Genomic DNA, 23,664 nt, shown 5'->3' with positions numbered 1-23,664 from the left:
ACGGCGTGCCCCGACCGACGATGTCGCCGGGTCAACGGGGTTCGCCAACCAAGGATATTCCGCGATCATCGGGGCTCTGCAGCCAACGACGTTCGCCGGTCAACGGCGTGCCCCGACCGACGATGTCGCCGGGTCAACGGGGTTCGCCAACCAAGGATATTCCGCGATCATCGGGGCTCTGCAGCCAACGACGTTCGCCGGTCAACGGCGTGCCCCGACCGACGATGTCCCCGGGTCAACGGCGTGCCCCGACCGACGACGCGTGCGGGCCAGTGATGCGACCCGAGCCGGGATAAGCGGTGGATGACGGTTGGCGGAGTTCTATAACTCCGGCAGTCCGATCTCCTGAAGGTACCGGTACGTGCTGTCGTAGAAGCGAGGATCTCTGGTCGGGTCATGGCCGGAGCCTCGGGGGACGAAGATCACCATGCCCTGTCGGGCGCGGGTGAGGAGGACGCGGTAGGCATTTTTGAGGTAGACCTTGCGCTGCTCCTGCTTGACTCGCTGCCACGTGGTGCCGCGGAACGAGAAATGCTGCCACCTCCGATTGTCGTACCGGAAATCCCCGTCCCAGGAGACGCAAGTCCAATCGAGCTCGAGTCCCTGGACGTGAAACTCCGTCGCTACATCTTCGAGGTAGTACGAGGAACGCACGTCGTCTTTGCCATCGAGGAACCACTTCACCGGGTTGACGGGTGTGCGTACATCCATGGCGAGCGGTTTCAGGCGTTCGGCCTGAGAGGACACGACGATGCCGTAGCGTTCATTGCCGACCGCCTGATCGCGCAACCACTGCTTGGCGCGGTCGAGGTCGCGGGTGAGGCGGATCGGATACTGGTCGATGAAGTCGTGGAGCAAACCGCGGGCGGCCGCCGCCTCACAGTCAAGTATCTGTTTCACGAAAGCCGAGACTTTCTCGGACCGGAAGGACCGGATGGAGACACCCAGGTGGAGGTCCGGGACGAAGTTCACACGCGCGCGCCCCTTGATGTCTTCGAGAACACGCCCGGCGGCGTACTCGGTGTCGAAGAGACTGTCGGAGATGTGGAGATGCCAATGATCGAAGGAGCGCCGGACCGCCTGAATCCACTCGCCGATGCCGGCCTCCCCGCGGTGGATTTCCTGACCGCCGCCGACAAGGCAGACGATAACGGCCCAATCGTCGCGGCGATCCATGCAGGAGATGAGAAATTCCGGCTCGGAGTAGGGGAAGCCGGCCTGTTTGGAGCGCTTCTTCATGAACGCGGCAGTCTGCAGGCGGTCCCAGGCCCGCTGCGCCTCATCGAACAAGGCGACATGATCGACGGGGGCGCGCTGATCCCGGATGTACTCATCGCGGAAGTGGTGGACGTTCTGAATGAAGGCCTTGACCCTTGTCGTCGCTTCCGTTTTCCGCAATTTCCGTCCCTGCATCTTCTCACGGCGCACCATGTCACGGGCGAGGGCCTCGCGGAGAATGGCAACGAGCGGGCCATTGCCGGATAGGTAGGTACTGTGGAGTTCACTGCCCGGGTCGTTGTATTTCGTCGCGATGTTGAGGCCCACCAGGGTCTTGCCGGCGCCGGGGACGCCGGTGACGAAACAGATGGCTTTCTGCTTTCGGGACCGAGTCTCTTCGATAATGGCGAGCAACCGGTCGGAGGTCTCACCCAGGTTAATGGCTCCGGCATCGTGACGAGAGATCTCGGCGACGTGGTGGCCGGCATAGAGCGCCCGGGCGGCCTCGATAATCGTGGGCGTCGGCCGATAACGACTCGCGCCCCAGGCGGCCGGATCCACCGATGCCGTGGGGACCGTTTCGAGCAGCCGATGAACGAGAGGCTGAAGCCCCGATGCGTTGGTGCAAACCGGTTCGTAAAGCCCGGGTACCCGCGCGTGGGGGCGAATGTCGGTAACCGCTTGGGACGCCTCGGACGCAACGAGGATGGGGATCACGGCGAGGCCATGGCTGCCTTCGTGGAAGTACTTCAGGTCGACGGCGTAGTCACACGCCTGGTCGATGTCCGCAGGGGAGTACACTTTCGCGCCGATCTTGAACTCCATAACGAACACGATCCCGTCGATCAGCACAACCGCATCGGCGCGGCTGCCCATTCGGGGGATGGAGAACTCGAGATGGAGCATGCCGGAGCGGTCGGGGAGGGCACGGCGAAGGATAGCCAGTTCGGCCAGCCAGGCATCACGCTGCTCCTGCAGGATAGTGAAAGTGGAGTTGCGTAGGAGCTCCGCGAGAACCCGGTCCTCGGAGGAAGTCAAAAACCGAGAAATGGGCGCCGCATACCACGACCGCTGCACCGCTGTAGAGGGAAGCTGTTTCATCTGTGCCGGACCCAAACCAAGACTCGTCGCTTTCGGTACTCGCCAATCGACAAGTATGGGGGTGGGTGCGGTGGAGGCAAGTTTTTTCGGCCGGCGAGAATGATTCCGGTCGGCCGTTTGAGATTGCGGCACGCATGCCAGCCGCGGTGCCAATCGCCCCTCGGTTCAGTTGCCCCGCCGTGCAAAAGAGTTGCTCTCGAAATTGCCGCCCCATATATTCCCTCCAGTGACTTGGCTAACTTAGAGGAGTCGGCATGAAGGTATTGGTTGTAGCGCTCCAGAAAGACAATAAGGTTGCGTCGGCTACCTATGAGCTCATCGAAGCCGCCAAAGGCCTCGGCGGCCAAATCAACTCGGTCATCATGGCCGAAAACGCCGAGCCGATGGCGCAGGAAATCGCCGGCCGCGGGGGCGCGGCCAACGGCGGCAAGGTAATCGCAGTCAGCGATTCGCACCTTCGCCATTTCAACGACCAGCTCTACACGGCCGCCCTGTCCGAGCTGATCGCCCGGCACACGCCGGATATCGTGATGGGGCCGGCGACGTTCTACGGCAAAGCGCTGTTTGCGCGGCTGGCGGCCAAAAACGGCGGGGCGATGGTGTCGGATGCGGTCAAAATCAGCGCCGAGAACGGGACGGTGACGGCGGTGCGGCCCCATTTCGGCGGGGCGGTGCTGTCGACCATCAAGAGAAACGCCGCCCAGCAGGGCGGGCCGCTGTTTGTGACGATCCGGCCGAAGATCTACCCCGAGTCCAAGAGTGGGTCGGGAGAAGTGGCCGCGGAGACTGTCAACATCGGGCCGGCCGGGACGACCATCCGCGAGGTCAAGAGCGAGTCGGGGGGGAAGGTGACGCTGACTGAGGCGGATGTGATCGTGTCGGCGGGGCGGGGGATCAAGGGGCCGGAGCATATCCCGATGATGCAGGAGCTGGCGGATGCGATGGGGGCGGCGCTGGGGGCCTCGCGCGCGATTGTCGATGCGGGGTGGATCGCCTACAGCCACCAGGTGGGGCAGACGGGAAAGACGGTAAACCCGAAGCTGTATGTGGCGGTGGGGATCTCGGGGGCGATCCAGCACCTGGTCGGGATGCGCTCGGCCGGGACGATCGTGGCGATCAACAAGGACAAGGATGCGCCGATATTCAACGTCGCCAACTACGGCATCGTGGGTGACGCGTTCGAGATCGTGCCGGCGCTGACGAAGAGGTTCCAGGCGGAACTTCGCAGATAGACCCCGCGGCCCGCGCCGGGGTGAAGCAGAGGACGCCGATCCCAACGGGTCGGCGTCCTTTTTGTGTTTGGCTGCGGGGGCGGCGGTTTGCGCGATGTGCGTGCCAGGATTATTATGGTCCTGACGGGGGTGTTTGCGTCGGTGGCAAAAATGTCAGGACCACCAGGGTCCTGACCTACGAGGGATCCGGGGGGCGGTTTCCATAGATGGTGAAAGATGTCAGGACCGCAAGGGTCCTGACCTACAAGAGATCCGGGGGGCCGACTCGGCGGCCCGGGGGCGTCATCCGCCGCCAGTGGGTGCGGTGGGAATGGAGTCGACGACCACCTCCACGGTGTCGGTGACCGCGCCGCAGGCGTTGCTCACGGTCATGCGGACTTTGTAGGCGCCGGGAATCACAAACTTGTGTGATACATCGTTGCCGATCGCCCCGTCGCCGTCACCGAAGTTCCAACTGACGTCGTCGACCATACCGTTGGTGAGGTTCTGGAAGGTGAAGGTCATGGAGGTGTCGCCGGCCGGAGGATCGATGGAGAAGGCGACGCTGTCGGGTTGGATCGGATTGAAGAGAGCGACGTAATGGAGGCGGGTGCTGACGTCGTGGCCGCACGGTCCATAGGCATCGAGGCGGACGGTGAAGTACCCGGGGTAGGTGTAGGCGTGGATCGGGTTGACGGGCGTCTCGCCGAGGGCGGAATCGATAAAGACGAGGGAGTCGCCGGTGAGGGAGGTGTCGCCGAAGTGCCAGATGAGGGAGTCGAAGTCACCGGCGTAGGTCGGAGTGAAGAGGATTTGGAACTGCGACCAGGAGCGCCAGCAGCCGAGGGGGCTGTTGACGGCCTCGAAGTCGGCGGAGGTGGAATCCCACACGGTGATGAGTCCTGCGAGCGTGTCGGCCTTGACCAGCGAGTAGATGCGGCCGGCGCGGGTGGCTTTCAGGTAGTAAGTCAGCACGGCGTCGTATGTCCCCGGCGTGCGGTAGGTGACGCGGATGCTGTCCTGCGGGCCGGGAGAGCCGGCGCCGACGTTCCAGGTGACGGAGTCGCGCACGAGGCTGTCGGCGGGATTGAGGATGGTGCGGTTCATGAACGACACGGCCAGCGGCAGGCAACCCTCGGCCGTGTCGGTCTCGACGACGAGCTGGGGGGAGGCGAAGACGTTGATGAGGGCGGTGTCGGTGATGACTTTCGAGCCGCAGGGGCCCGCGACCGTGACTGAGACGTTGTACGTACCGGGGGAGAGGTAGACGTGGGTGGGGACAGAATCGGCCGACGAGGAGCCGTCGCCGAAACTCCAGTTCCAGGTGTTGACCGCGCCCCAGTCGTAGATGTTGGGGCTGAAAGTAACGGGGGCGCCGGAGCAAACGACGGTGTCCGAGGCGCCGAAATCGAGCACCGAGGTGCCGACGATGACAGCCCTCTTTTTCTGTTCGGAGTCTACGCCTTCGGTGGCGGTGTTGTTGACGGTGAGGCGCACGGCGTACACGCCGGGTTCGGCGAAAGTATAGGCGGTGTCGGCGTTGAGAATGGCGGAATCGCCGGGCCGGCGGTTCATCACGATGGAGTCGACAGGGTCGATCGAGGAGCCGCGATAGAAGTACCAGACGGCGACGTCGCGCGGACCGACCGACTGATCGTCGAGCGTGACGGCGAGCGGCTCACAGCCGGAATCGGGGGTAACAGCGAATTCGGCGCTCGGGTGGCCGGCGATGAAGTTGTTGACCGTTTCGGTGGTGAGGTCATCGCAGCCGGGGATGACCCAGGCCAGCAAGGCGACAGCGGCAACGACGGGCAGAAGGAGTGTAACGCGGTTCATATTTTCCGGATCCCCACAGCAACAGGTTGATGGCCTAATATAACGCCGGGCGGAGGCGGCGAGTCAACCTCTCTTTTGGCGGCCCGGCGGCTGATAATTGTACGCGGGGCCGGGGGTCAGCGTTCAATCGGGGCGGGTTTCGGGAGCGCCGCGGGCGGTCGAGACACCCGCCGCACAACCCTGCGAAACAGGATAATTGGGTCAGGACCGCTTTGGTCCTGATGGGACGGTCTCGCAGGCGGGGAAGGATATCAGGATAACAAGTAGTCTGACCGAGGCATACCGGCGGGAGCCGGGGGCGCGCTCCCCGGGTCACCGGCCGGAGGATCGGCTCGGCGAATCGCGGGGGCCGAGGCGAAACCGGATGCCCGGCGGGTGCGGGTCGCGAAATGTGATTGACGTGGCGGCCGAGCCGGAGTAAGATGGAGCACCCAAGCGAAGACCCATACGGAAGCGAGAGGAATGTCTATGGCCAACGAGACCGGCGGGGAGGGGCTGCGGACGACGCTGCGGACGCTCTTGAGGGAGACGTTCGAGAAGGTGGAGGGGATCTATCTGGACGGAGGATCATCGCTGCTGGAGACGCTGGAGAAGGTCGATGCCGCGCAGGCCTCGGCGGCGATGCCGGCGATCTCGATTGCGCCGGAGGACGTGGGGGCGGGGGGCGGGACGGGGGCGGGGACAACGATCGCCGGGCAGGTCGAGCATATACGGTTCTACCTCGAGGCGACACGGGCGTACGTGCAGGGGAAGGAGGAGAAGTTCGACTGGAAGAGGAGCTGGCGGGTGACGGCGGTGACGCCGGTGGAGTGGCTGAATCTTCGGCGGCGCCTCCAGGAGGAGTACGAGGCGGTCGGTGCGCTGCTGGGGGATTTCCGCGACGAGCGGGCGGTCAATGGGGCGCTGGCGATCGTGGCGCACACGGCGTACCACTTGGGGGCGATCCGGCAAATGGTGCGGGTGGCCGGGCGGGGGGCGTAACGGAGGGGGCGGACCGCCATGGTGATAGGAGGGTTGAACGCGCAGCGGAGGAGGCCTGCGGTGAAACCGGTCTGGCCGCCGGAAGTCGTCCCGTTCCATTTGATTGGCTTTAATGCCCGCTCAGGCGATATCCTGCATTGCTCGGGCCAAACATGCAGAGAATATGTCAATGTTGTCGGTGAAGTGCAGGAATGGGCTTCTCCCGCTCTCTTTCAGAAGCACCACTCCGTTCTTGTACGGGGTAATGTCGAGCAGTTTTGATAGTCGTAGAGATGCGTTCTTCTCTGTGCCAGTGAACAGCAGTCTCTGGTTCGCTAGATAAATGACCCCGGAGTCGATGTGCGTCAAGACATCTTCGGTGACAGGTTGGATTGCATAGTCTGCCATCCGCCAGTAAACTCCCTTGCAGATCTTGAGTCGAATAGCCGGTCCCCCATACCGGATTCGGCGCATACGACGAGTTTAGTACCAGTCGACGGGTCCTGAGAAATAGCACCGCTCCTTTCGCTGCAATCGAATTGAGACAAGAACGGATGGAGGATCGCCGAACGCAATCCTCCATAGGAGTCGGCAACGGGATAGCGTATCTGCGTCACATGCCTTCTCCGGAAAGGGAATGCCCAATTTGTCGGCCAGTATGTGGAGTTCCTCTTCCTCATCTGGCGACAAGATCCGATCTTCCACAGCCTCTTGAACTCTGGACGTGAGGAAAGACTCCATCCTTGACTGGTAGAGACGATGCTCAATATCGACTGGAAGTCTCATGTCCGCCGCAAGAGTTTTCAAGAAACTCTTCTCATCTTCGGTAACGCAGTCGTCTGCGAGGATCTCCGAAATCGCTCGGTCGTAGACCGCCTCTGCGGTTTCTTGATATATTCTCTGGTGCAGGCGGTCAGAAATGCCAAAAAGTACACGCAGGTGGGCGAGATCGTCAGCCTCGCTACCGTCGATCTTGCGGTCTTTGAGGCACCATGCGAGAAAGCCCCGATAACGTTCCTGTAGGTCGGAAGCGAACTCGACCTGGATGTCACAGCGGTACTTCTCATTCAGGCGACTGATCAGTGTTTCGGGGACTTCGTGAACGTTTGCGGACTCGCCAAGGGCATTTAGAAGCTCGATGAGGCCGTTATCCTCAGGGCTCTTTCCCAGCATTCGCTCAAACACCCCTGGCTTCCGCAGGGGCTTCACGTCGAACGGATGCTCTCGATTGGCATCTGTGTGCATGAAGAACTTCCCTCCTATGCACTTCGTTGTGACCGTTTGCGAACTCCGTCGCCACCTGACAGTGGAGACCTCTTTACCCCTCCCCAATGCAGCGTCTCGTGTCTCTGAGCCTGCCCAAGAACCCACGGGTAATTTAGGCAATTCGCTGGTTCAGCCAGCGGAGATTCCGTCCGCCAAGCTGTGAGAGCGTCGCTATCTGCGATTAAAGCACATCGCGATGGCGGCTTACGCTGATGAATCACCGCCGGGGCCCGACAACCCTCGTTGGCACACAGGCACCACCCACCTCTCCGGGCGGCGGGGCGCCGAACCGGACGGTCAAGCTTCGCGGGGCGATAGTCGATCTAGGACGAAGATAGGGGAGGAGGCTGGATTCCCGCCTTCGCGGGAATGACAAGGGGGAGCGGAAATGACAAGGGGGAGCGGGAAAGACAAGGGGGGGTGATCATCGGGGGCGGGGTGGACGAGGGTCTGACGGTAGCTGGGGGCGGGAATGACAAGGGGGAGCGGCATCGACAGGACGGGGAGGAACGAATAGACGGGGCGGGGAAGGACGAGGGTCCGGCGGGGGGAGGGTCAGTTAGTCGAAAGATCGGAGATGAGAGCAAAGGAAAACAAGGGCCAATAGCGAAGAGACTGGAGTGCCAATGGCGTTACTACTTGAGGTGATCGAGTGGATGGATGTCTCGGGGGACGAGATGATCCATCGAATCCCCAACGAGGGATCGGCCGATTTCAAGCTCGGGGCGCAGCTAATCGTGCGCGACAGCCAGATGGCGATTTTCTTCAAGGACGGGCACGCAGCCGACCAGTTCGCCACCGGCCGGCACACGCTGACCACGCTTAACATCCCGATCCTCACGCGGCTGGCGGCGTTTCCCTTCGGGTTCAACTCCCCCTTCCGGGCCGAAGTGTATTTCGTCAACCTGAAAGTGTTCACCAACCTGAAATGGGGGACGAAACACCCGGTGACGTTCCGGGACAAGGAGCTGGGGCTGATCCGGCTCCGCGGGCACGGGGCCTTCACAATGCAGATCGAGAACCCCTCGCTGTTCCTCAATTCGATCGTCGGGCGGCAGGCGCTCTACGGGACGGGCGATATCCAGGACTACCTCCGCGACGTCATCATCGCGCGCATGAACGACCTGCTCGGGGAGAAGCTCGCCAGCGTGCTGGATCTCCCGGCGGTGTATACGGAGCTGGCGGAGGAGTTCAAGCAGATCGTGAAGGTCGAGTTCGAGAAGTACGGGCTTCGGCTGGTTGATTTTTTCATCGCCTCGATCACGCCGCCGGACGAGGTGTCGAAGATGATCGACCAGCGGTCGGGGATGGAGGCGGTGGGGAATCTCGACCGGTTCCTGAAATTTGAGATGGCGCGGGGGCTGGGCTCGACCGGGGCGGCGGGAGCGGCCGGGGCCGGGATGGGGATGGCGGCCGGGGTGGGGGTCATGATGCCGGGGATGATACAGAAGGTGTTTGCGCCGGAGCAGACGGAACTGCGGCGCGAGCCGGTGGCCACCGTGACCTGTCCGAAATGCCACACCGACACGCCGGAGCAGTCACGGTACTGCTACCGCTGCGGGCACCAGATGGTCGCGCAGAACAGCTGCCCCGAATGCGGCGTGCAGCTTCCGACCGAGGCGAGGTTCTGTTTCGCCTGCGGCAAGAAGCTCGATGCGCCGGCGATCTGCCCGCACTGCAGTGCGAAGCTGATCCCGGGGTCGAAGTTCTGCGGCGACTGCGGAAAGCCGGTGAAGGAAGACTAGCGGGCGGCCCGGCGGCGCGGGGTCGGGCGTCTGCGGACGCCTGATCCGCCGCCGGTGGACCGGCAACCGACAGGACCGGAAAGATGAGTGCGACAGCCAAAACAGCGGGGCACACCCAGGGGTTCTTTATCGCGGTCGGGTGTCCCGGGTGCGGCGGAGAACTCGAGCTGGGCGAGGATTTCTGGGTGCTCCGGTGCCCTTACTGCGCATCGCTCCTGAAGGTCGAGCGGCCGGGGGGAGGCGCGCGGGCGGGGACGGCGGGCGCCGGAGACGGCTCGAACGATCGGCCGGCGGCGTTCGTAGTCGCGGGCCGGGTGCAGGAGTACGAGGTGCGGTTCGGCCTCGACCGGCACCTCAAGGCGCGGGGCGAGCCGCTCACCGGCGGAGGGCTGCGCTTCAAGAAGATCTACTATCCCTACTGGAAGATCGACGCCATCCTGCTCAAGACGCGCAACCGGGTCCGGGTGGTCGAGGAGGTGCCGGAGGACGGACAGCCCTCCTCGTACGAGTCCGACCGGACGGTTCGGCGGACGGAGGTATCGCTCTCCCCCTACCAGATCACGTTTCCGGCGGGTGCGCCGATCGCGGGGGTGCCGTACTCGGCGGGGTTACGGGCGACCTACGTCAAGGGGGCGCCGTTTGCGGAGGAGGAGATCCAGGAGGGGTACCGGGCGCTGCCGGCGACGGTGAGCTGGGCGCGGGCGCGGCAGACGGCGCTGCGGACGGTCGCCAACGTCGGCCGGATCGAGACCGCAGAGTTCGGGCAGAACCGGACGGAGATGTTCCGGCCGCGGGGGACGATCGTGTATTTCCCGTACTGGATCGTGGAGGAGACCGGCGGTGCGGGGTATCGGCGGTGGATCGTGGACGGCGTGACGGGACAGCCGGCGGGGGAGACAGCGCCGCCGCTCGAGGGAGCACCGGAGGCCGAGGCGGTTTCCGAAGCGGCGCCGCTGGAGTTCGGACCGCTGGTAGTGGGGATGCACCGGTGCGGCAACTGCGGGCACGGCCTCCCGGAGGAGCAGTCGTACCTCTACGTCTGCCGGCAGTGCGGCGTGCGGACGACAGTGGAAGAGCACCCGCTGTTTTCAGGGGAGGTGGCCGCGGCCGACCAGCCGGCCGGGCCGGAGGATGTGCTCCTGCCGTTCTGGCTGGTGACGATGACGTCGGAACTGGCGGGGAGGCTTAAGATCCTTGCGGGGGGGATGGGGCAATCGGGGGTGCTGGCGGTGCCGGCGTTTCGGGTGGACAATTTCGAAGCCGCCTATCGGCTGGGGCGGCGGATGACGACGGCGGCGGGGAAGTTCGGGGGGCGGGACCTCGGGGAAGAGACGGAGCGGCTGGCGCCGGTCGGTGTGGGGCCGGCGGAGGCGCTGGTGCTGGCGCGGGCGATGGCGGCGCGGGAGCTTCTGGGCCAGTCGAGCACGCTGGCGCTGCCGGAGGCAGGTACGGGGTTTACGGGACTTCGGCTGTTGTTCGTGCCGTTTCACCGGGAGCACTATTTCTTCATCGACTCGATCACCCAGGCGGTGGCCGTGGAAAAGCGCCTGATTCCGGTCGACTAGCTGGAACTCGTTGGATTCATTGGGGTTTAAGGGGAGACAGCAGGAGGTACGCCGACCGAAAAAGATTGCTATTGACCGAACAATGGTGTATGTTCGAGCCTGACTGCGCGAGAAGAACGGGCCAGGCTGTTTGGTTGGTATACCTTGCTGAAATCACAGAGTCTCATCATCGCCGTAGAAGCCGTGTCAGCGGCTGGTCGCGGCTTTTTTGTTTGAAGGGGTGCGTTTTGGGCAAACTCTACCATCTGGCGGGGCTGACGGTGGTCGCGGCGCTTCTGGCGGCGGCCACGCCGTCACACGGGGCGCTCCGGAAAACATACGAACTCACCGGCGATCCGGACACGACAGCGGCGAGCAACACGGCGATCGACATTGTCGCGCACGCCGGGGGGATCTGGCTGGGGACGCCGGCGGGGCTGAATTTCAGCCTCGACAGCGGCAAGACGTGGCTTTTGTACCGCAAGGGGAACGGGCTGCGGCAGGACGACGTGTCGGCGCTGTTTTCCTCGGGCGACCGGCTGTGGGTGGGGACGGCGTGGACAGAGGCGATCGCCGGGGTCGGGACGGTGACTTATTCGGACACGCTGCAGTACACGAACGACAACGGGGAGACCTTTCCCACGGTCGACCTGAAACGGCCGGGGGCGACGGTGCCGTACGCGTTTGGGCCGGCGAAAACGATATTTGACCTGGCGGTCGGCCGGGCGCAGGGGGACGAGTGGGTGTTCATGGCGAATTTCGCCGGCGGGCTGGTGGGGTCGCGGAGCGGCGGGGAGGCCTGGCGGCGGATCTTCTTCTCCCGGTCGGATTCGATCAACTTCTACCAGACGTATGAGTCAACATCGCCGCCGCCGCTTGCCTACCGGTCCCGCACGTTTTCGGTGGCCGCGGACACGACCCACGGCGATTCGATGTACGTGTGGGCGGGGACGGCGCAGGGGGTGCTCCAGTACGTCTACGCTCCGGCCGCCGACAAGCCGAACTCGAATGCGACGACGGCGATGGTGCTGTGCCCGGAGTGCGTGCCGGGGGAGAGCACCTATGTCTTTGTCGGCGGGGACCGGGGGCTGACGCGGGGCTCGATCCAGGGGCAGCCGTACCGGTCGATGGACACGGGCGACGGGCTGCCGGGGCCATACGTGACAATGCTCGATCATTTCGCGGGGCGGCTGTTCGTGGGAACGCGGGAGAGCCGGGACGGGGCTTCGACCGGGCTGGCGTATTCCGACGATGGTGGCGAGACGTTTGTCGCGGTGGAATCATTCGTCCCCTATTCGGCCGAGTACCACGTAATTCACGACCTGGCGCGGATGGGGGACCGGCTGTATGTTGCGGCGGAACGGGCGGGGTTGTTCGTGTCGCGGGACACGGGGGCGACCTGGACGCCGCTGTGGGTGGATTCGACGCGTCCCTCGGAGGCGAACGGGTGGAACACGGTGTGGGGGCTTGACGCCCACGGCGACACGCTGCGGGTGGGGACGGATTCGGGGATGGCCGTGCTCTTCCTGGATGGGGCGGGGGAATTTGCGGCTGCGGCGACGGAGTTCTATCGCTTCGCCGAGCGCCCGAACCGGAGCGTCGGCGGTGCCGGCGTGGGCAGCGGGACGCGGGTGGTCGAGGTGAAGACGCAGGAGTTCACGGACGGTCTGGGGGGTGTCGATTCGGTGGCGGTCTGGACGATCAACCGCCCGGTGACGGACAGCGGCTCGCCGGCGATTTTCCGAGGGATTCGGATGGAGGATCCACTCAGCCCGGGAGACACTCTCTTCATGTTCGAACCGGGGTACGAGTACCAGCCGCGGCCGTACCTCGCGGGGGCGTTGACGCATGATCTGGCGTTCGTGCGGGACACAGTGATCGCGGCCGGGACGGCGGGCGTGCGGGTGGCGACCGGAGATCTGGCGTTCACGAACGTCTACCACGTGCGGGACAGCACGACGGTCGATGAGTTTGATGAAGATACGGTGACGGTGCTGGCTGTGGCGGGGGACACGGCGCTGGCGGGGGCGAGCTACGGGTTTGCGATCACGGAGGGGCTGCGGGCGACGCTGCCGTACGGCGATGCGAAGCGGTGGCTGATCGTGCGGCCGAATGTCGATTCGCTGGCACCGGATTTCGCACTCAACCACGAACCGCAGAATTCGGGAGTGAGCGGCGCTTTCGAGTCGTGGAATCTCATGGGCGGGTTCATTCCGACGCTGGCACTGCAGGAGCGCGCGGGCCACCCCTACGTGCGGGTGTGGGCGGCCTGCCAGCCGGCGACGGGCGATCTGGAAACGCAGGGGATATCGGTCGGAGAATGGGTGGAGAGCGGGACGCCGGGGGTGTACGCGTTCCAGTGGCGGCCGGTCTACGCGAGCCGGTATTTCGTGTGGAATTTTGCGTTCGTCGACACCCTCGTGTTCGCGGCCGCCGATACGGCCGGGCTGCTGATGGCGCGCGAGTCGGACCTGACGGTGTGGGACACGATCCCCCTGAAGAACGACGATGGCGTGTACCTGGTGGATCCGGGGGAGCCGGTCTACGCGGTGGAGGCGATCGACAGTTTCCTGTGGGTGGGGACGGGGCAGGCCACGGTCAAGGTGCGTTTGGATGGTCTGGTCGCCGAGGGAGCGGTGTTCTATGTCGACTCGTCGACGGCGGCGGACGAGGTGTACGCGTTCCCGGTGCCGATCCGGCAATCGGGCGGGCAGGTCGCCCAGTTCCGGTTCAGTGTGGAGGAGCCGGCGCGGGTGACGCTGGAGATTTATGATGCGGCGATGAATCTCGTGCGGCGGGTGATCGACGGCCGGGAGTTCGCCCCGGGCGTGTACCAGGGGCGCAATTCCGGGGTCCCGACCTGGGACGGGAGGAACGGGAAGGGGGACGAGGTGGCGGTGGGGGTGTACTATTTCAAGGTTGAGTATTCCACGGGCGAGGTCCGGTGGGGCAAACTGGCGGTGATACCATGAGGAACGGGTTCACGAGAGTAATCGCGGCGCTGGCCCTGGCGGCGGCCGCGGGCGGGGCCATTGCGGCGGACGGCGACGGCGGCTACGCCGGGGCGCATTTCCAGATTCCGATCGGGGCGCGGCCGGCGGGCATGGGCGGAGCGTTCGTGGCCGTGGCCGAGGGCGGCGCCAGCCCCCTGTACAACCCGGCGGGTATGGCCGGCGCCCCGAAGAAGCTGTTCGCGACCTCCTACCGGGCGATGGACCTCGACCGCAAGCTCGGGTACGCGACCTTTCTCATGCCGACGCGGGAGCGGTCGGCGGTCGGGTTCACCTGGCTCTATTTCGGGTCGGGGAGCGTCGAGACGCGCACCTCGGAGGGAAAGCCGACGGGCGGGGAGCTGAGCCTGAACAGCCATGCGTTTTCAGCGCTCTTCGCCAAGGCGTTCGAAGAGTATTTTGCGCTGGGGGTCCGGGCCTCGTACCTGCACTCGACGTTCGCGGAGATGAAGGCGTTTTCGGTGGGGATCGACGCCGGGGCGATGTTCAATGTCACGAACATGTTCGACCGGGAGCGCCGGGCGCAGATGGCGGTCCAGGATATCCGGGTCGGAGTGGTGATCAAGAATCTCGCGGCGAAGTACCGCTGGAACTCGGGGGATTACTACGCGGAAACCGGGTCGGACGCGCCGGGGGTCGAGCAGGAGGATGCGATTCCGGTCGAGGCGGCGCTGGGGGTCTCGGCGCGGTTCTTCGAGCGGCGTCTGCTGGCGGCCGCCGATCTGTACAAGAATGTCGAGCAGGACCCGCGGTTTTACGGCGGGGCGGAGTTCCTCGTGACGCCGGAGTTCAGCATTCGGAGCGGGCTGTCGGCCGGGCGGTTCACCGCCGGGACGGGGTATATATTCAAGTTCAAGAACCAGTTGTTAATGATTGATTACGCCTTCGCCACCGACCGGGTGGACGAGGGATCGGAACACATTTTTTCGTTCGACGTGATGTTCTAGCGCATGATAAAAAGACTGGCGATGCTGGCGGCGGCGGCCCTGGCGCTGGGCGGCCCGGGGGCGGGGGCGCAGGACGGGTTGGCGCTGATGAAGGTGGAACCGGGGGCGCGGCCGGCCGGGATGGGGGGGGCGTTCGCGGCCATGCTCGGGTCGGCCGATGCCGTCCCGTACAATCCCGCGGCCGGGCATGTCGCGGAGGCGCTCGCGGTGTCGCTCGGCCACGTGTCGTACTGGGAGAGGATCCGGCTGGAGAGCGGTTTCCTGACAGCCCTGGTGCGGCCGAAGTTGTCGGTGCACGCCGCGGTCCGCTACGCCTCGGTGGACGATCTCGAGCGGCGGACGGCGCCGACGACCGAGCCGGAGGGGCGGTTCGACGCGCAGGACATGTCGCTGAAAGCGGGCGCGGCGTACGAGGCGACCGAGCGGGTGACGGTCGGGGCGTCGTTCGGATGGTTCATGGAGAAGATCGACCAGGCCAACGGGTGGGCGTTCGCGGCCGATCTGGGGGCGACGGTGAGGGTGCGCCCGGATCTCACGTTCGGGGCGGCGGTGACCGGGCTGGGTTCCGACCTCACGCTGCAGGTCGCCGGAGAGGACGCCTCGCGTCCGATCAGCCTCCCGACGACCTGGCGGGTGGGCGGCGCCTACGTCTACGACCGCGTGGCGGGGGCGGCCGATTTCGTGTACCTCGACGACGCCGCCCACGGGCATTTCGGAGTCGAGGTGCGGGCGCACGAGCTGCTGCAGTTCCGGACGGGGTACATGGCGGGCTACGACAGCAAGGGTTTCACGGCGGGGGCCTCGTTCGTGCAGCGCAACGTCACGATCGACTACGCATTCGTACCATATCGGAATGATCTCGGCACGACGCATATGTTCAATCTGAGGCTTACGTTGTAGAGAAAGGATCAGGGACAGGAGAGTATGGCTAAGTACAAGATCGCCTGGATGCCGGGAGACGGCGTCGGCAATGACGTGATGGAGGCGGCGCGGATCGTCTTGGACCGGATGAAGCTCGATGCGGAATACCCGCACGCCGACATCGGGTGGGAATTCTGGCGGACGGAGGCCAACCCGCTTCCGGACCGGACGATCAAAGTGTTGAAGGAGTGTCAGTGCGCGCTGTTCGGGGCGATCACCTCCAAGCCGCGCGATGAGGCGGAGCAGGAACTGAGTCCATCGTTGAGGGGGAAGGGGCACGTGTACTCGTCGCCGATCGTGCGTCTGCGCCAGGAGTTCAACCTGCGGACCAATCTGCGACCGTGCAAGGGGTACGCCGGCAACCCGCTCAACTACAAGGAGGGGATCGATCTCATCGTGTTCCGGGAGAACACGGAAGACCTGTACGCCGGCGTGGAATTCCACCCGCTGCCGGACGAGGTGCGGGCGGCGATCAAGAAGCACAACAAGAGCATGGCGAAGTTCGACCGGCACGCCGGCAAGGATATCGCCGTGTCGCTGCGGATCAACACCCGCGAGGGGTGCCGGAACATCGTGACCGACGCTTTCGAGTACGCCAAGAAGTGCGGGCGGAAGTCGGTGACGGTGGTCGAGAAGCCGAACGTAATCCGGGAGACCTCAGGGCTGATGGTACGGACGGCGCGCGAGGTGGCCAAGGGGTACCCGGGGATCGAGCTGTGGGAAACGAATATCGACGCCATGTGCATGTGGCTGATCAAGAACCCGCTCGACTACGGGGTGATCGTCACCACGAACCTGTTCGGCGACATTGTCAGCGACCTGTGCGCGCAATTGGTCGGCGGGCTGGGGTTCGCGGCCAGCGGAAATATCGGCGATGATTTCGCGGTGTTCGAGCCGACGCACGGGTCGGCGCCGAAGTATGCGGGGCAGTACAAGGTGAACCCGATGGCGATGCTCCTGTCGGTGAAGCTGATGCTCGACTGGCTGGGCGAGACGGCGACGGCCGACAAGCTGGAGCGGGCGATCGCGGCGGTGGTCAAGGAGGGGAAAGTGCGGACGTACGACATGGGCGGGAGCAACAGCACGCTCGAGGTGGCGGAGGCGGTGGCGGCCAAACTCTAGGACGGCCTCCCGCACCCGACGGGGCGGCCGGCAGGCCGCGGCGGAGGGTTGCGGGCGCCCCGGGCGCGCGCGTATCATCTAGCGGTCTCGTCTCACTGTGGAGAGACCAGGTACACTGAGCCGGCGGCCCTGCGGCCGCCGGCGTCGTTATGGGGGTCGGGCTGAGGCGGGCGGTCAGGATTTGCCCGACCGGGCTTCCATGTCCTCGATCAGCCGCGTCAGCCGCTCGACCTTTTCCTCGAGGGCGCGGAGGTCCTCGGTTTTGACCAGCTTGTACTTCTTGGCCTGGTCGCTGTACTTGGCGACTTCCTGCTGCACTTTCCTGACCTCGGCGGCGACTTTGCCGTAGACCTTGGCGGTCGACTTCTCGGCCCTGTCGAGGATTTCCATGACCGCCTTGGTTTTGTCGCCCTTCTCGACCTCGCCGCGCTTGATGAGTTCGTCGACGATTTTTTCGGCGCGGGCCTTGCTGACCTCAAAAGCGCCGATCGAGGCGAGGACAGTGTTCTTGAGGATGCTCATGGTTCTCTCACCTCCAAGTTCGATGATCCGCGTGAAAAGAGCCTGGGACTCCCGGGCCGTGGTCCAGGCGGCGGTTTCGCGGAAGGCAATGCGGCCGAGCACCTCGGCGGTGATGTCGCTGCCGGTGACGGTGTCGACCACCCGGAGCGCTTCGCCGCGGCGCACCAGCGCGGCGAGTTCGCGGTGGGTGATGGTTCGGCTGGCGCGGGTGTCGTAGAGGCGCCGGTTGCTGTACCGTTTGATGAGCCGCATAGACCACCTGCCCTATTATAGTGCGGCGCACCAAAAAGAGCAACAAAAATCGGCGGCCGGAGAAAGCGGGGCCGCGGGTCAGTGCCGGCCGGTGGAGAGCAGGACAATGTTGAGGATTTCCAGGAGCCGTTCGCACGAGAACGGTTTCTTGATGAACATGTCTCCGCCCGATTTGAAGGATCGCCCCATATCGTCGTTGCGGTCTTTCCCGGTGAGGAAGATGATGGGGGTGCCGGCGAGGCGCGGAACCTTCTTGAGCGCTTCGCAGACATCGTACCCGTCCATGCCGGGCATCATGATGTCCAGCAGGATGACATCGGGATTGAAGGCGGTGGCTTTTTCGATGGCCCGGAAGGGCTGGTTTTCCACCATGACGTAGTAGCCGGCTTCGGTGAGGAAGGTTTCGACGATTTCGGTGATTTCGGGTTCGTCGTCGATGACCAGCACCTTGGCTGACGATATGTTGATCTTGTGAGACATTTGTCCACCTTTGTGAAGTCTCCGCCCGGGGCCGAGGGGCCGTCGGGCGCTACATATTTGTTTTCGGCTGTCGGGGGGGAACACTTTACCGGGGGGCGGCAATTTCCCCGGAGGAGCGGGGGGCGCGCGGCGGCGCGGGCGGCCGCGGCGGCGGTGCGGGGACGACGCAAACGGCGGGGGAGACCCGATTTTAATTGCCCCCGCTGGTCGGCCGTCCTATCGTACGCCCATGAAGGAAGCCGCCGACCGGAAATATATCGTCCGCAACCGGAAAGCCCGCCACGACTACGAGATCAAGGAGACGTACGAGGCGGGCATCGCCCTGGTGGGTAGCGAGGTCAAAGCGCTGCGGGAGGGGAAGGTGAATATCGCGGACGCCTACGCGGCGGTCGAGGCGGGCGAGGTGATCCTGAAGAATCTGCACATCTCACCCTTCAAGATGGCGCGGGACAACCACGATCCGACGCGGCCGCGCCGGCTGCTGCTGCACAAGCGGGAAATCCGCAGAATGCGGGCGGCCACCGAGCAGAAGGGGTTCACGCTCATCCCGCTGGGGATCTATTTCCGCAAGAACCTCGCGAAAGTCGAGCTGGCGGTGGCGGTCGGGCGTAAAAAGTACGACAAGCGTCAGGCGATCGCGGCGGCCGAGGCGGGGCGCCGGATCAAGCAGGCGCTGCGCAAGGACCTGTAGACCGCGCGGCAGAGTGTATGAGTAGAATATTCCGGCTCGGTGTCATCACAGCAATTCTCCTGGCCGCCGCCGCGGCCGCGCAGGAGCAGATCGAAGTGCGGGTCGAGGGGGGGACGGAGTCGATCCGGGCGATCCAGCGCGACGGAGTGACGTTCCTATCGCTTTCGGAGCTGGCGGAGGTAGTCGGCGGGTCGCTCGACTGGGAGACGGTCGGGCACACGGTCGTGTATCAGGGGGAGCGGGACCGTTTCCGCTTTCTGATCGGGTCGCCCTGGATGCAGTTGAACGACTCGGCGTACAACCTGGTGCACGCGGTGGAGCTGGTCGAGGGGCAGTTGTTCGTGCCGGCGGCGACGTTCACGCCGTACCTGGACCGGATTGTGCCGCAGCAGGCGACCTGGGCGGAGGAGGCGCGCCGCCTCCGTCTGGACACCGACGTCTACAACGTCACCGACATCGCTTTTTCGCCGAAGGCGAACGGCCTGCTGATCGAGATCTTTCTCAGCACGGCGCTGTCGTACGAGGCGTTCACGACGCAGGGGAACTACCTCAACGTCTCGATCCGCAACGGGGTGCTCAACCGGACGCAGATTCTGTCGCGGCGCGACCGCCGGCTCATGTACGACCTGAACGCCTACCAGGTGACAGGGGCGGCCCAGATTTCGATCCGGCTGATGGATGAGATCAAGGAGTGGCACCACCGTCTGCTCCAGAACCCCCCGCGCATACAGATTTCGATTGCCGACCAGAATTTCGTGCTGGCGCCGGCGGAGCCGGACACGCCGCCGGCGGTGGGTCCGGACAACAGGATCGACGTGATCGTGATCGACGCCGGGCACGGGGGGAAGCAGTACGGGGCGATCGGGCCGACCGGGGCGCGGGAGAAAGACGTGGCCCTCGACATCGCCCGCAATCTGGCCCGGCTGATCCGGAAGGACAAGCAGTTCAAGGTGATCATGACGCGGGACCGGGACACGACAGTGACGCTGGAGGAGCGGGCGAAGATCGCCAACGATGCCGGGTGCGACCTGTTCATCAGCATCCATGCCAACAGCTCGACCAAGCGGCACGTGGCCGGGTGGAACGTTTTCTTCCTGGCCCCCGCGCGGAACGACTCGGCGCGGGCGGTGGCCCAGTTCGAAAACAGCGCGTTCCTGCGCGACCAGGCGCCCCCGCCGGACAGCGAGGAGGCGGGCGGCTCCGAGGAGGCCCTGTTCGGGGATCCCGTCCTGTCGATTCTCAACGAGATGATCATGACGGAATTCCAGAGCGAATCGCATGATTTCGCGATGATGTGCGACCGGGAGTTCCGGCGGGCGCTCAAGACGACCGCGCGGGGGGTCGACCAGGCGGGGTTTTTCGTGCTCAACCGCGTGTACGCGCCCTCGGTGCTGATCGAGACGGGATTCATCTCGAACCGAAACGAGGAGCGCCTGCTGCGGACCCCGGAGTACCAGGAGGCGGTGGCCAAGGCGCTGTACGACGCCGTCAAGCGGTTCAAGGCGAAATACGAGCGGTTCGCGGAGGAGGGGGAGCGCTCGGCCGGGTGAGCGGCGGCGGCCGGCCGGGGCGCGCGTTTTTAATGTTCCGCGGTCGACCGCCGGCGTGTAAATTCCGGCCATGACACAGCACGAAGCTCCGATCGGAATCTTTGACAGCGGCGTCGGCGGGCTGACGGTCGCGCGCGAAGTGTTCGGCCTCCTGCCGGCCGAAGACATCGTCTATTTCGGCGATGTCGGACGGTATCCCTACGGCGGGCGGTCGAAGGAGATCATCACCCAGTTCACCCGGCAGGATATTGCGCTCCTTCTGGAGCAGCAGGTGAAGTTCATCATCTGCGCCTGCAACACGGCCTCGTCGGTGGCGCTGGAGGAGCTCCGGCCGCACTACAGCACCGCGATGATCGGCGTGATCGAGCCGGGGGCGCGCGCGGCGGCCGAGCGGACCAGGAACGGGCGTATCGGGGTGATCGGCACCAACGCCACGATCGGTTCCAACGCCTACGCCCGCGTCATCCACGAGCTCGACGCCAAGCTGAAGGTGTTCTCGCTGGCCTGCCCGCTCTTTGTGCCGCTCGCGGAGGAGGGGTATATCGACAAAGAGGCGACCTGGCTGATTGCGCGGGATTACCTGAAGACGATGCAGGATGTCGACGTGGATACGCTCGTGCTCGGATGCACACACTACCCGCTGCTGCGCCACGTGATCCAGGACGTGATGGGGGAGAAGATCGAGCTGATCGATTCGGGGCAGGAGACGGCGCGCGTGGCGCTGCGGTATCTCGCCGCCCAGGGGCTGCTCAACCCGACCGCGAGAGAGGCGCCGGCCCGCGCGGGCGTGCACAAGTTCTTCGTCTCCGACGTGCCGGAGAAATTCGGGTCGATTGCGACGCGCTTCCTGGGACGGCATATTGAAAACATCACGCGCGTCGATATCAGCGAATACTGAGGGAGGATCGAGCGATGCGGGAAGATTTCGATCATGACGAGAAGAAGTGGCTGATTGTGGTCGGGGTTTTGGTGCTGGTCCTGCTGCTGGTGGCAACCTACCAGTTCTGGCCGGAGGCGCTGCGGGTGTTCGCCTGGCCGGGGTGAGGCGAAGGCGGGCTGTCCCGCGCGTGCGCACGGGGCGAGCGACGAATATTCGTTGGTAAGGCAGGCCAGGACCTTCATGGCCCGGCCGGGGCTATCGTCGTCGAGAGCAGGAATGTCAGGACCACAAGGGTCGTGACCTGCAAAAGATCGGGGGGCCGCCGAGGATGCGGGGGGTTGGGCCGAAGCTAATCGAGGAGGCGGGAGAGCTCGTTTTCGTCGATAATCGGGATCTTGAGTTTCTCGGCTCTGTCGCGCTTGGAGCCCGGGTTTTCACCGCAGACGACGTAGTCGGTGCCGGCCGACACCGAGGACGCGACTTTGCCGCCGTGTTCTTCGATGAGTTTCTGAATCTGCGGGCGGGGCCGTGAGAGGGTGCCGGTGATGACGAAGGTTTTGCCGGCGAGCGGACCACCGGCGCGGCGGCTGCGGCAGGGCGGAAAAGCGACGCCGCCGGCGCGCATCTTCTCGATCATGCGCCGATTCCCCTCGTTGCCGAAGAAGTCGGTAATGTTCCGGGCCAGCACGGGACCGATGCCCGGCGTGGACTGGAGGTCCTCGACCGAGGCGGCGGCGAGGGCATCGAGGGTCTCGAAGCGTTCCGCGAGGATGCGCGCGGCCGTTTCGCCGACGCCGAAGATGCCGAGGGCGTGGAGGACGCGGGGGAGCTCGGCGCGGCGGGAGCGGTCAATCGCATTGAGGAGGTTCTCGGCGCGTTTGTCGGCCATCAGGTCGAGGGGAAGGAGCTGGTCCTTGGTGAGGTAGAAGACGTCGGCGGGGTCGCGGACGACGGCGGCGGCAATGAGCTGGCCGGCGAGTTTCACGCCGAGGCCCTCGATGTCGAAACAGTTTTTCGAGGCGAAATGGATGAGGCGGCGTTCCGTCTGCGCCGGGCAGGCGATGTTCTGGCACCGGTAGGCGGCCTCTCCCTCCGGCCGGACGAGGGGCTCGGTGCAGGAGGGACAAGCTTTGGGAAAGACAATCGGCCGGGTGTGCGCGGGGCGCTTGTCGGCGACCACGCTCACGACCGCGGGGATGACGTCGCCGGCGCGCTGGACGATCACGGTGTCGCCGACGCGAACGTCGAGGCGGGCGATCTCATCCTCATTGTGGAGGGTGGCGCTGGAGACGGTGACGCCGCCGACCGCCACCGGGCGGAGGCGGGCCACCGGGGTGACGGTGCCGGTGCGGCCGACCGAGAACTCGACGCCCTCGAGGATCGTCTCGGCCTGCTCGGCGGAGAATTTCCAGGCGACCGCCCAGCGCGGGGCGCGGGAGATCTGGCCGAGCGCCTCCTGGTGGGCGTAACTGTCGACTTTCACCACCATGCCGTCGATTTCGTAATCGAGCTCGGGACGCGAGGCGGCCAGCCTTGCGAAGGCCCGGTCGACGGCGTCGACGCCGGAGACGAGCTCCATGAAATCCGGCACGGAGAAGCCCTCGCGGCGCAGGAACGCCGCGGTGGCGCTCTGACCGGGCAGGCCGGGGAGAGTGCGCTCGGAGACGCCGTAGGCGAAGAAGACGAGAGGACGGGCGGCTGTGATTTTCGGGTCAAGTTGGCGGAGCGAGCCGGCGGCGCCGTTGCGCGGGTTGGCAAGCATCGGCTGGCCCGCCTCGCGGAGGCGACGGTTGAGGCGCTCGAAAGCGGAACGCTTCAGGATCACTTCGCCTCGCACCTCCAGCAGCGGGTACTTCCGGGCGGCGCCGTGGGAGAGGCGAAGGGGGAGGTTGCGGATGGTGCGGAGGTTGGGGGTGATGTTCTCGCCCGTCTCGCCGTCGCCGCGCGTCGAACCCTCGACGAAGAGGCCGTCGCGGTAAACCAGCTCCACCGCGAGGCCGTCGAGCTTGGGCTCGACGAGATAGGCGACCTCGCCGGTTTCGAGAATCTGGCGGACACGGCGATCGAAATCCTCGAACCCGGCCCGGTCGGTCACTTTCTGCAGCGAGAGCATGGGCAGGCGGTGGCGGACCGGTTCGAAACGTTTCGAGGGAGCGGCCCCGACACGCTGCGATGGAGAGTCCGGGGCGACCAGATCGGGGTAGTCGCGCTCGATAGCGAGGAGGCGGTCGAAGAGGCGGTCGTACTCGGCATCGGTGATTTCCGGGCGGTCCTCGACGTAGTAGAGGACGTCGTGGCGGCGGATTTCGCGGCGGAGTTTTTCGAGTTCATCGATGATCTTGCGGGGCGGGGTCGTCATGCGCGTAATTTGAGACAACGGTCGGGGAGGTGTCAATCATTTTTGGGG

At 64.9% G+C, this 23,664-nt stretch carries 18 protein-coding genes; 11 read left to right on the top strand and 7 right to left on the bottom strand.

The genetic code is table 11. From position 1 onward, the window contains the following. Positions 1 to 321: 321 nt before the first annotated feature. Positions 322 to 2,295: a DUF2075 domain-containing protein gene (locus KA261_02470; GenBank protein MBP7696650.1), complete on the bottom strand. Its 1,974-nt coding sequence runs from the start codon at positions 2,293 to 2,295 to the stop codon at positions 322 to 324. Positions 2,296 to 2,573: 278 nt separating this feature from the next. On the opposite strand from KA261_02470, the gene KA261_02465 reads away from it, so the two are divergent. Next, positions 2,574 to 3,551 (top strand): electron transfer flavoprotein subunit alpha/FixB family protein, encoded by a 978-nt coding sequence (locus KA261_02465; protein ID MBP7696649.1) that lies wholly within the window; start codon positions 2,574 to 2,576, stop codon positions 3,549 to 3,551. Between the two features lie 282 nt (positions 3,552 to 3,833). On the opposite strand, the gene KA261_02460 is transcribed toward KA261_02465, so the two are convergent. After that, positions 3,834 to 5,366 (bottom strand): PKD domain-containing protein, encoded by a 1,533-nt coding sequence (locus KA261_02460; protein ID MBP7696648.1) that lies wholly within the window; start codon positions 5,364 to 5,366, stop codon positions 3,834 to 3,836. 468 nt (positions 5,367 to 5,834) lie between these two features. Between KA261_02460 and KA261_02455 the strand changes: the two genes are divergently transcribed. After that, positions 5,835 to 6,347 carry a hypothetical protein gene (locus tag KA261_02455; protein MBP7696647.1) on the top strand — a complete coding sequence of 171 codons (513 nt, stop codon included), beginning with the start codon at positions 5,835 to 5,837 and terminating at the stop codon, positions 6,345 to 6,347. 120 nt (positions 6,348 to 6,467) lie between these two features. Here the strand turns inward: KA261_02455 and KA261_02450 are convergent, their stop codons facing one another. Further along, positions 6,468 to 6,734: a hypothetical protein gene (locus tag KA261_02450; GenBank protein MBP7696646.1), complete on the bottom strand. Its 267-nt coding sequence runs from the start codon at positions 6,732 to 6,734 to the stop codon at positions 6,468 to 6,470. Between the two features lie 75 nt (positions 6,735 to 6,809). Next, positions 6,810 to 7,571, bottom strand: coding sequence for a hypothetical protein (locus KA261_02445; protein ID MBP7696645.1), 762 nt, complete (start codon positions 7,569 to 7,571; stop codon positions 6,810 to 6,812). 647 nt (positions 7,572 to 8,218) lie between these two features. On the opposite strand from KA261_02445, the gene KA261_02440 reads away from it, so the two are divergent. From KA261_02440 to KA261_02415, 6 genes are all read left to right on the top strand, one after another. After that, positions 8,219 to 9,337, top strand: a complete 1,119-nt coding sequence (locus KA261_02440) for an SPFH domain-containing protein (GenBank protein ID MBP7696644.1) — start codon at positions 8,219 to 8,221, stop codon at positions 9,335 to 9,337. An 83-nt stretch (positions 9,338 to 9,420) separates the two neighbouring features. After that, the gene (locus KA261_02435; GenBank protein MBP7696643.1) at positions 9,421 to 10,902 is read left to right on the top strand and encodes a hypothetical protein; all 1,482 of its coding nucleotides are present in this window, start codon (positions 9,421 to 9,423) and stop codon (positions 10,900 to 10,902) included. A gap of 227 nt (positions 10,903 to 11,129) precedes the next feature. Further along, positions 11,130 to 13,853, top strand: coding sequence for a hypothetical protein (locus KA261_02430; protein MBP7696642.1), 2,724 nt, complete (start codon positions 11,130 to 11,132; stop codon positions 13,851 to 13,853). After that, positions 13,850 to 14,839, top strand: coding sequence for a PorV/PorQ family protein (locus KA261_02425; GenBank protein ID MBP7696641.1), 990 nt, complete (start codon positions 13,850 to 13,852; stop codon positions 14,837 to 14,839). The genes KA261_02430 and KA261_02425 overlap by 4 nt, the downstream gene beginning before the upstream one ends. A 3-nt stretch (positions 14,840 to 14,842) precedes the next feature. Further along, on the top strand, positions 14,843 to 15,739 hold the full coding sequence (locus tag KA261_02420; GenBank protein MBP7696640.1) for a PorV/PorQ family protein: 897 nt from the start codon (positions 14,843 to 14,845) through the stop codon (positions 15,737 to 15,739). 24 nt (positions 15,740 to 15,763) lie between these two features. Continuing rightward, positions 15,764 to 16,882, top strand: a complete 1,119-nt coding sequence (locus KA261_02415; GenBank protein MBP7696639.1) for an isocitrate/isopropylmalate dehydrogenase family protein — start codon at positions 15,764 to 15,766, stop codon at positions 16,880 to 16,882. A 174-nt stretch (positions 16,883 to 17,056) separates the two neighbouring features. On the opposite strand, the gene KA261_02410 is transcribed toward KA261_02415, so the two are convergent. Both KA261_02410 and KA261_02405 read right to left on the bottom strand, forming a co-directional pair. Continuing rightward, positions 17,057 to 17,656 carry a phasin family protein gene (locus KA261_02410; GenBank protein ID MBP7696638.1) on the bottom strand — a complete coding sequence of 200 codons (600 nt, stop codon included), beginning with the start codon at positions 17,654 to 17,656 and terminating at the stop codon, positions 17,057 to 17,059. Positions 17,657 to 17,734: 78 nt separating this feature from the next. Continuing rightward, the gene (locus KA261_02405; protein ID MBP7696637.1) at positions 17,735 to 18,136 is read right to left on the bottom strand and encodes a response regulator; all 402 of its coding nucleotides are present in this window, start codon (positions 18,134 to 18,136) and stop codon (positions 17,735 to 17,737) included. A gap of 229 nt (positions 18,137 to 18,365) precedes the next feature. Between KA261_02405 and smpB the strand changes: the two genes are divergently transcribed. The 3 genes from smpB to KA261_02390 all read left to right on the top strand — a co-directional run bounded on the left by smpB (position 18,366) and on the right by KA261_02390 (position 21,275). Next, positions 18,366 to 18,827 (top strand): SsrA-binding protein SmpB, encoded by a 462-nt coding sequence (gene smpB / locus KA261_02400; protein ID MBP7696636.1) that lies wholly within the window; start codon positions 18,366 to 18,368, stop codon positions 18,825 to 18,827. Between the two features lie 17 nt (positions 18,828 to 18,844). Next, positions 18,845 to 20,377, top strand: coding sequence for an N-acetylmuramoyl-L-alanine amidase (locus KA261_02395; GenBank protein ID MBP7696635.1), 1,533 nt, complete (start codon positions 18,845 to 18,847; stop codon positions 20,375 to 20,377). A gap of 70 nt (positions 20,378 to 20,447) precedes the next feature. Then, a complete protein-coding gene (locus KA261_02390) occupies positions 20,448 to 21,275 on the top strand; it encodes a glutamate racemase (GenBank protein MBP7696634.1) in 828 nt (275 codons plus the stop codon). A 331-nt stretch (positions 21,276 to 21,606) separates the two neighbouring features. On the opposite strand, the gene ligA is transcribed toward KA261_02390, so the two are convergent. Further along, complete coding sequence (gene ligA / locus KA261_02385) at positions 21,607 to 23,616, bottom strand: NAD-dependent DNA ligase LigA (GenBank protein ID MBP7696633.1); 2,010 nt, start codon at positions 23,614 to 23,616, stop codon at positions 21,607 to 21,609. Between the last annotated feature and the right edge of the window lie 48 nt (positions 23,617 to 23,664).

This window comes from Candidatus Zixiibacteriota bacterium (genome assembly GCA_017999435.1).
GTDB lineage: Bacteria > Zixibacteria > MSB-5A5 > GN15 > FEB-12 > JAGNLV01.
Note: the sequence above shows the minus strand (reverse complement) of the source record. Positions and strands in the feature narration are given on the sequence as shown.

Coding starts and splice junctions, on each gene's coding strand:
- KA261_02465 (MBP7696649.1), top strand. CDS start 2,574: ATGAAGGTATTGGTTGTAGCGCTCCAGAAAGACAATAAGGTTGCGTCG.
- KA261_02460 (MBP7696648.1), bottom strand. CDS start 5,366: ATGAACCGCGTTACACTCCTTCTGCCCGTCGTTGCCGCTGTCGCCTTG.
- KA261_02455 (MBP7696647.1), top strand. CDS start 5,835: ATGGCCAACGAGACCGGCGGGGAGGGGCTGCGGACGACGCTGCGGACG.
- KA261_02450 (MBP7696646.1), bottom strand. CDS start 6,734: ATGGCAGACTATGCAATCCAACCTGTCACCGAAGATGTCTTGACGCAC.
- KA261_02445 (MBP7696645.1), bottom strand. CDS start 7,571: ATGCACACAGATGCCAATCGAGAGCATCCGTTCGACGTGAAGCCCCTG.
- KA261_02440 (MBP7696644.1), top strand. CDS start 8,219: ATGGCGTTACTACTTGAGGTGATCGAGTGGATGGATGTCTCGGGGGAC.
- KA261_02435 (MBP7696643.1), top strand. CDS start 9,421: ATGAGTGCGACAGCCAAAACAGCGGGGCACACCCAGGGGTTCTTTATC.
- KA261_02425 (MBP7696641.1), top strand. CDS start 13,850: ATGAGGAACGGGTTCACGAGAGTAATCGCGGCGCTGGCCCTGGCGGCG.
- KA261_02420 (MBP7696640.1), top strand. CDS start 14,843: ATGATAAAAAGACTGGCGATGCTGGCGGCGGCGGCCCTGGCGCTGGGC.
- KA261_02415 (MBP7696639.1), top strand. CDS start 15,764: ATGGCTAAGTACAAGATCGCCTGGATGCCGGGAGACGGCGTCGGCAAT.
- KA261_02410 (MBP7696638.1), bottom strand. CDS start 17,656: ATGCGGCTCATCAAACGGTACAGCAACCGGCGCCTCTACGACACCCGC.
- KA261_02405 (MBP7696637.1), bottom strand. CDS start 18,136: ATGTCTCACAAGATCAACATATCGTCAGCCAAGGTGCTGGTCATCGAC.
- smpB (MBP7696636.1), top strand. CDS start 18,366: ATGAAGGAAGCCGCCGACCGGAAATATATCGTCCGCAACCGGAAAGCC.
- KA261_02395 (MBP7696635.1), top strand. CDS start 18,845: ATGAGTAGAATATTCCGGCTCGGTGTCATCACAGCAATTCTCCTGGCC.
- KA261_02390 (MBP7696634.1), top strand. CDS start 20,448: ATGACACAGCACGAAGCTCCGATCGGAATCTTTGACAGCGGCGTCGGC.
- ligA (MBP7696633.1), bottom strand. CDS start 23,616: ATGACGACCCCGCCCCGCAAGATCATCGATGAACTCGAAAAACTCCGC.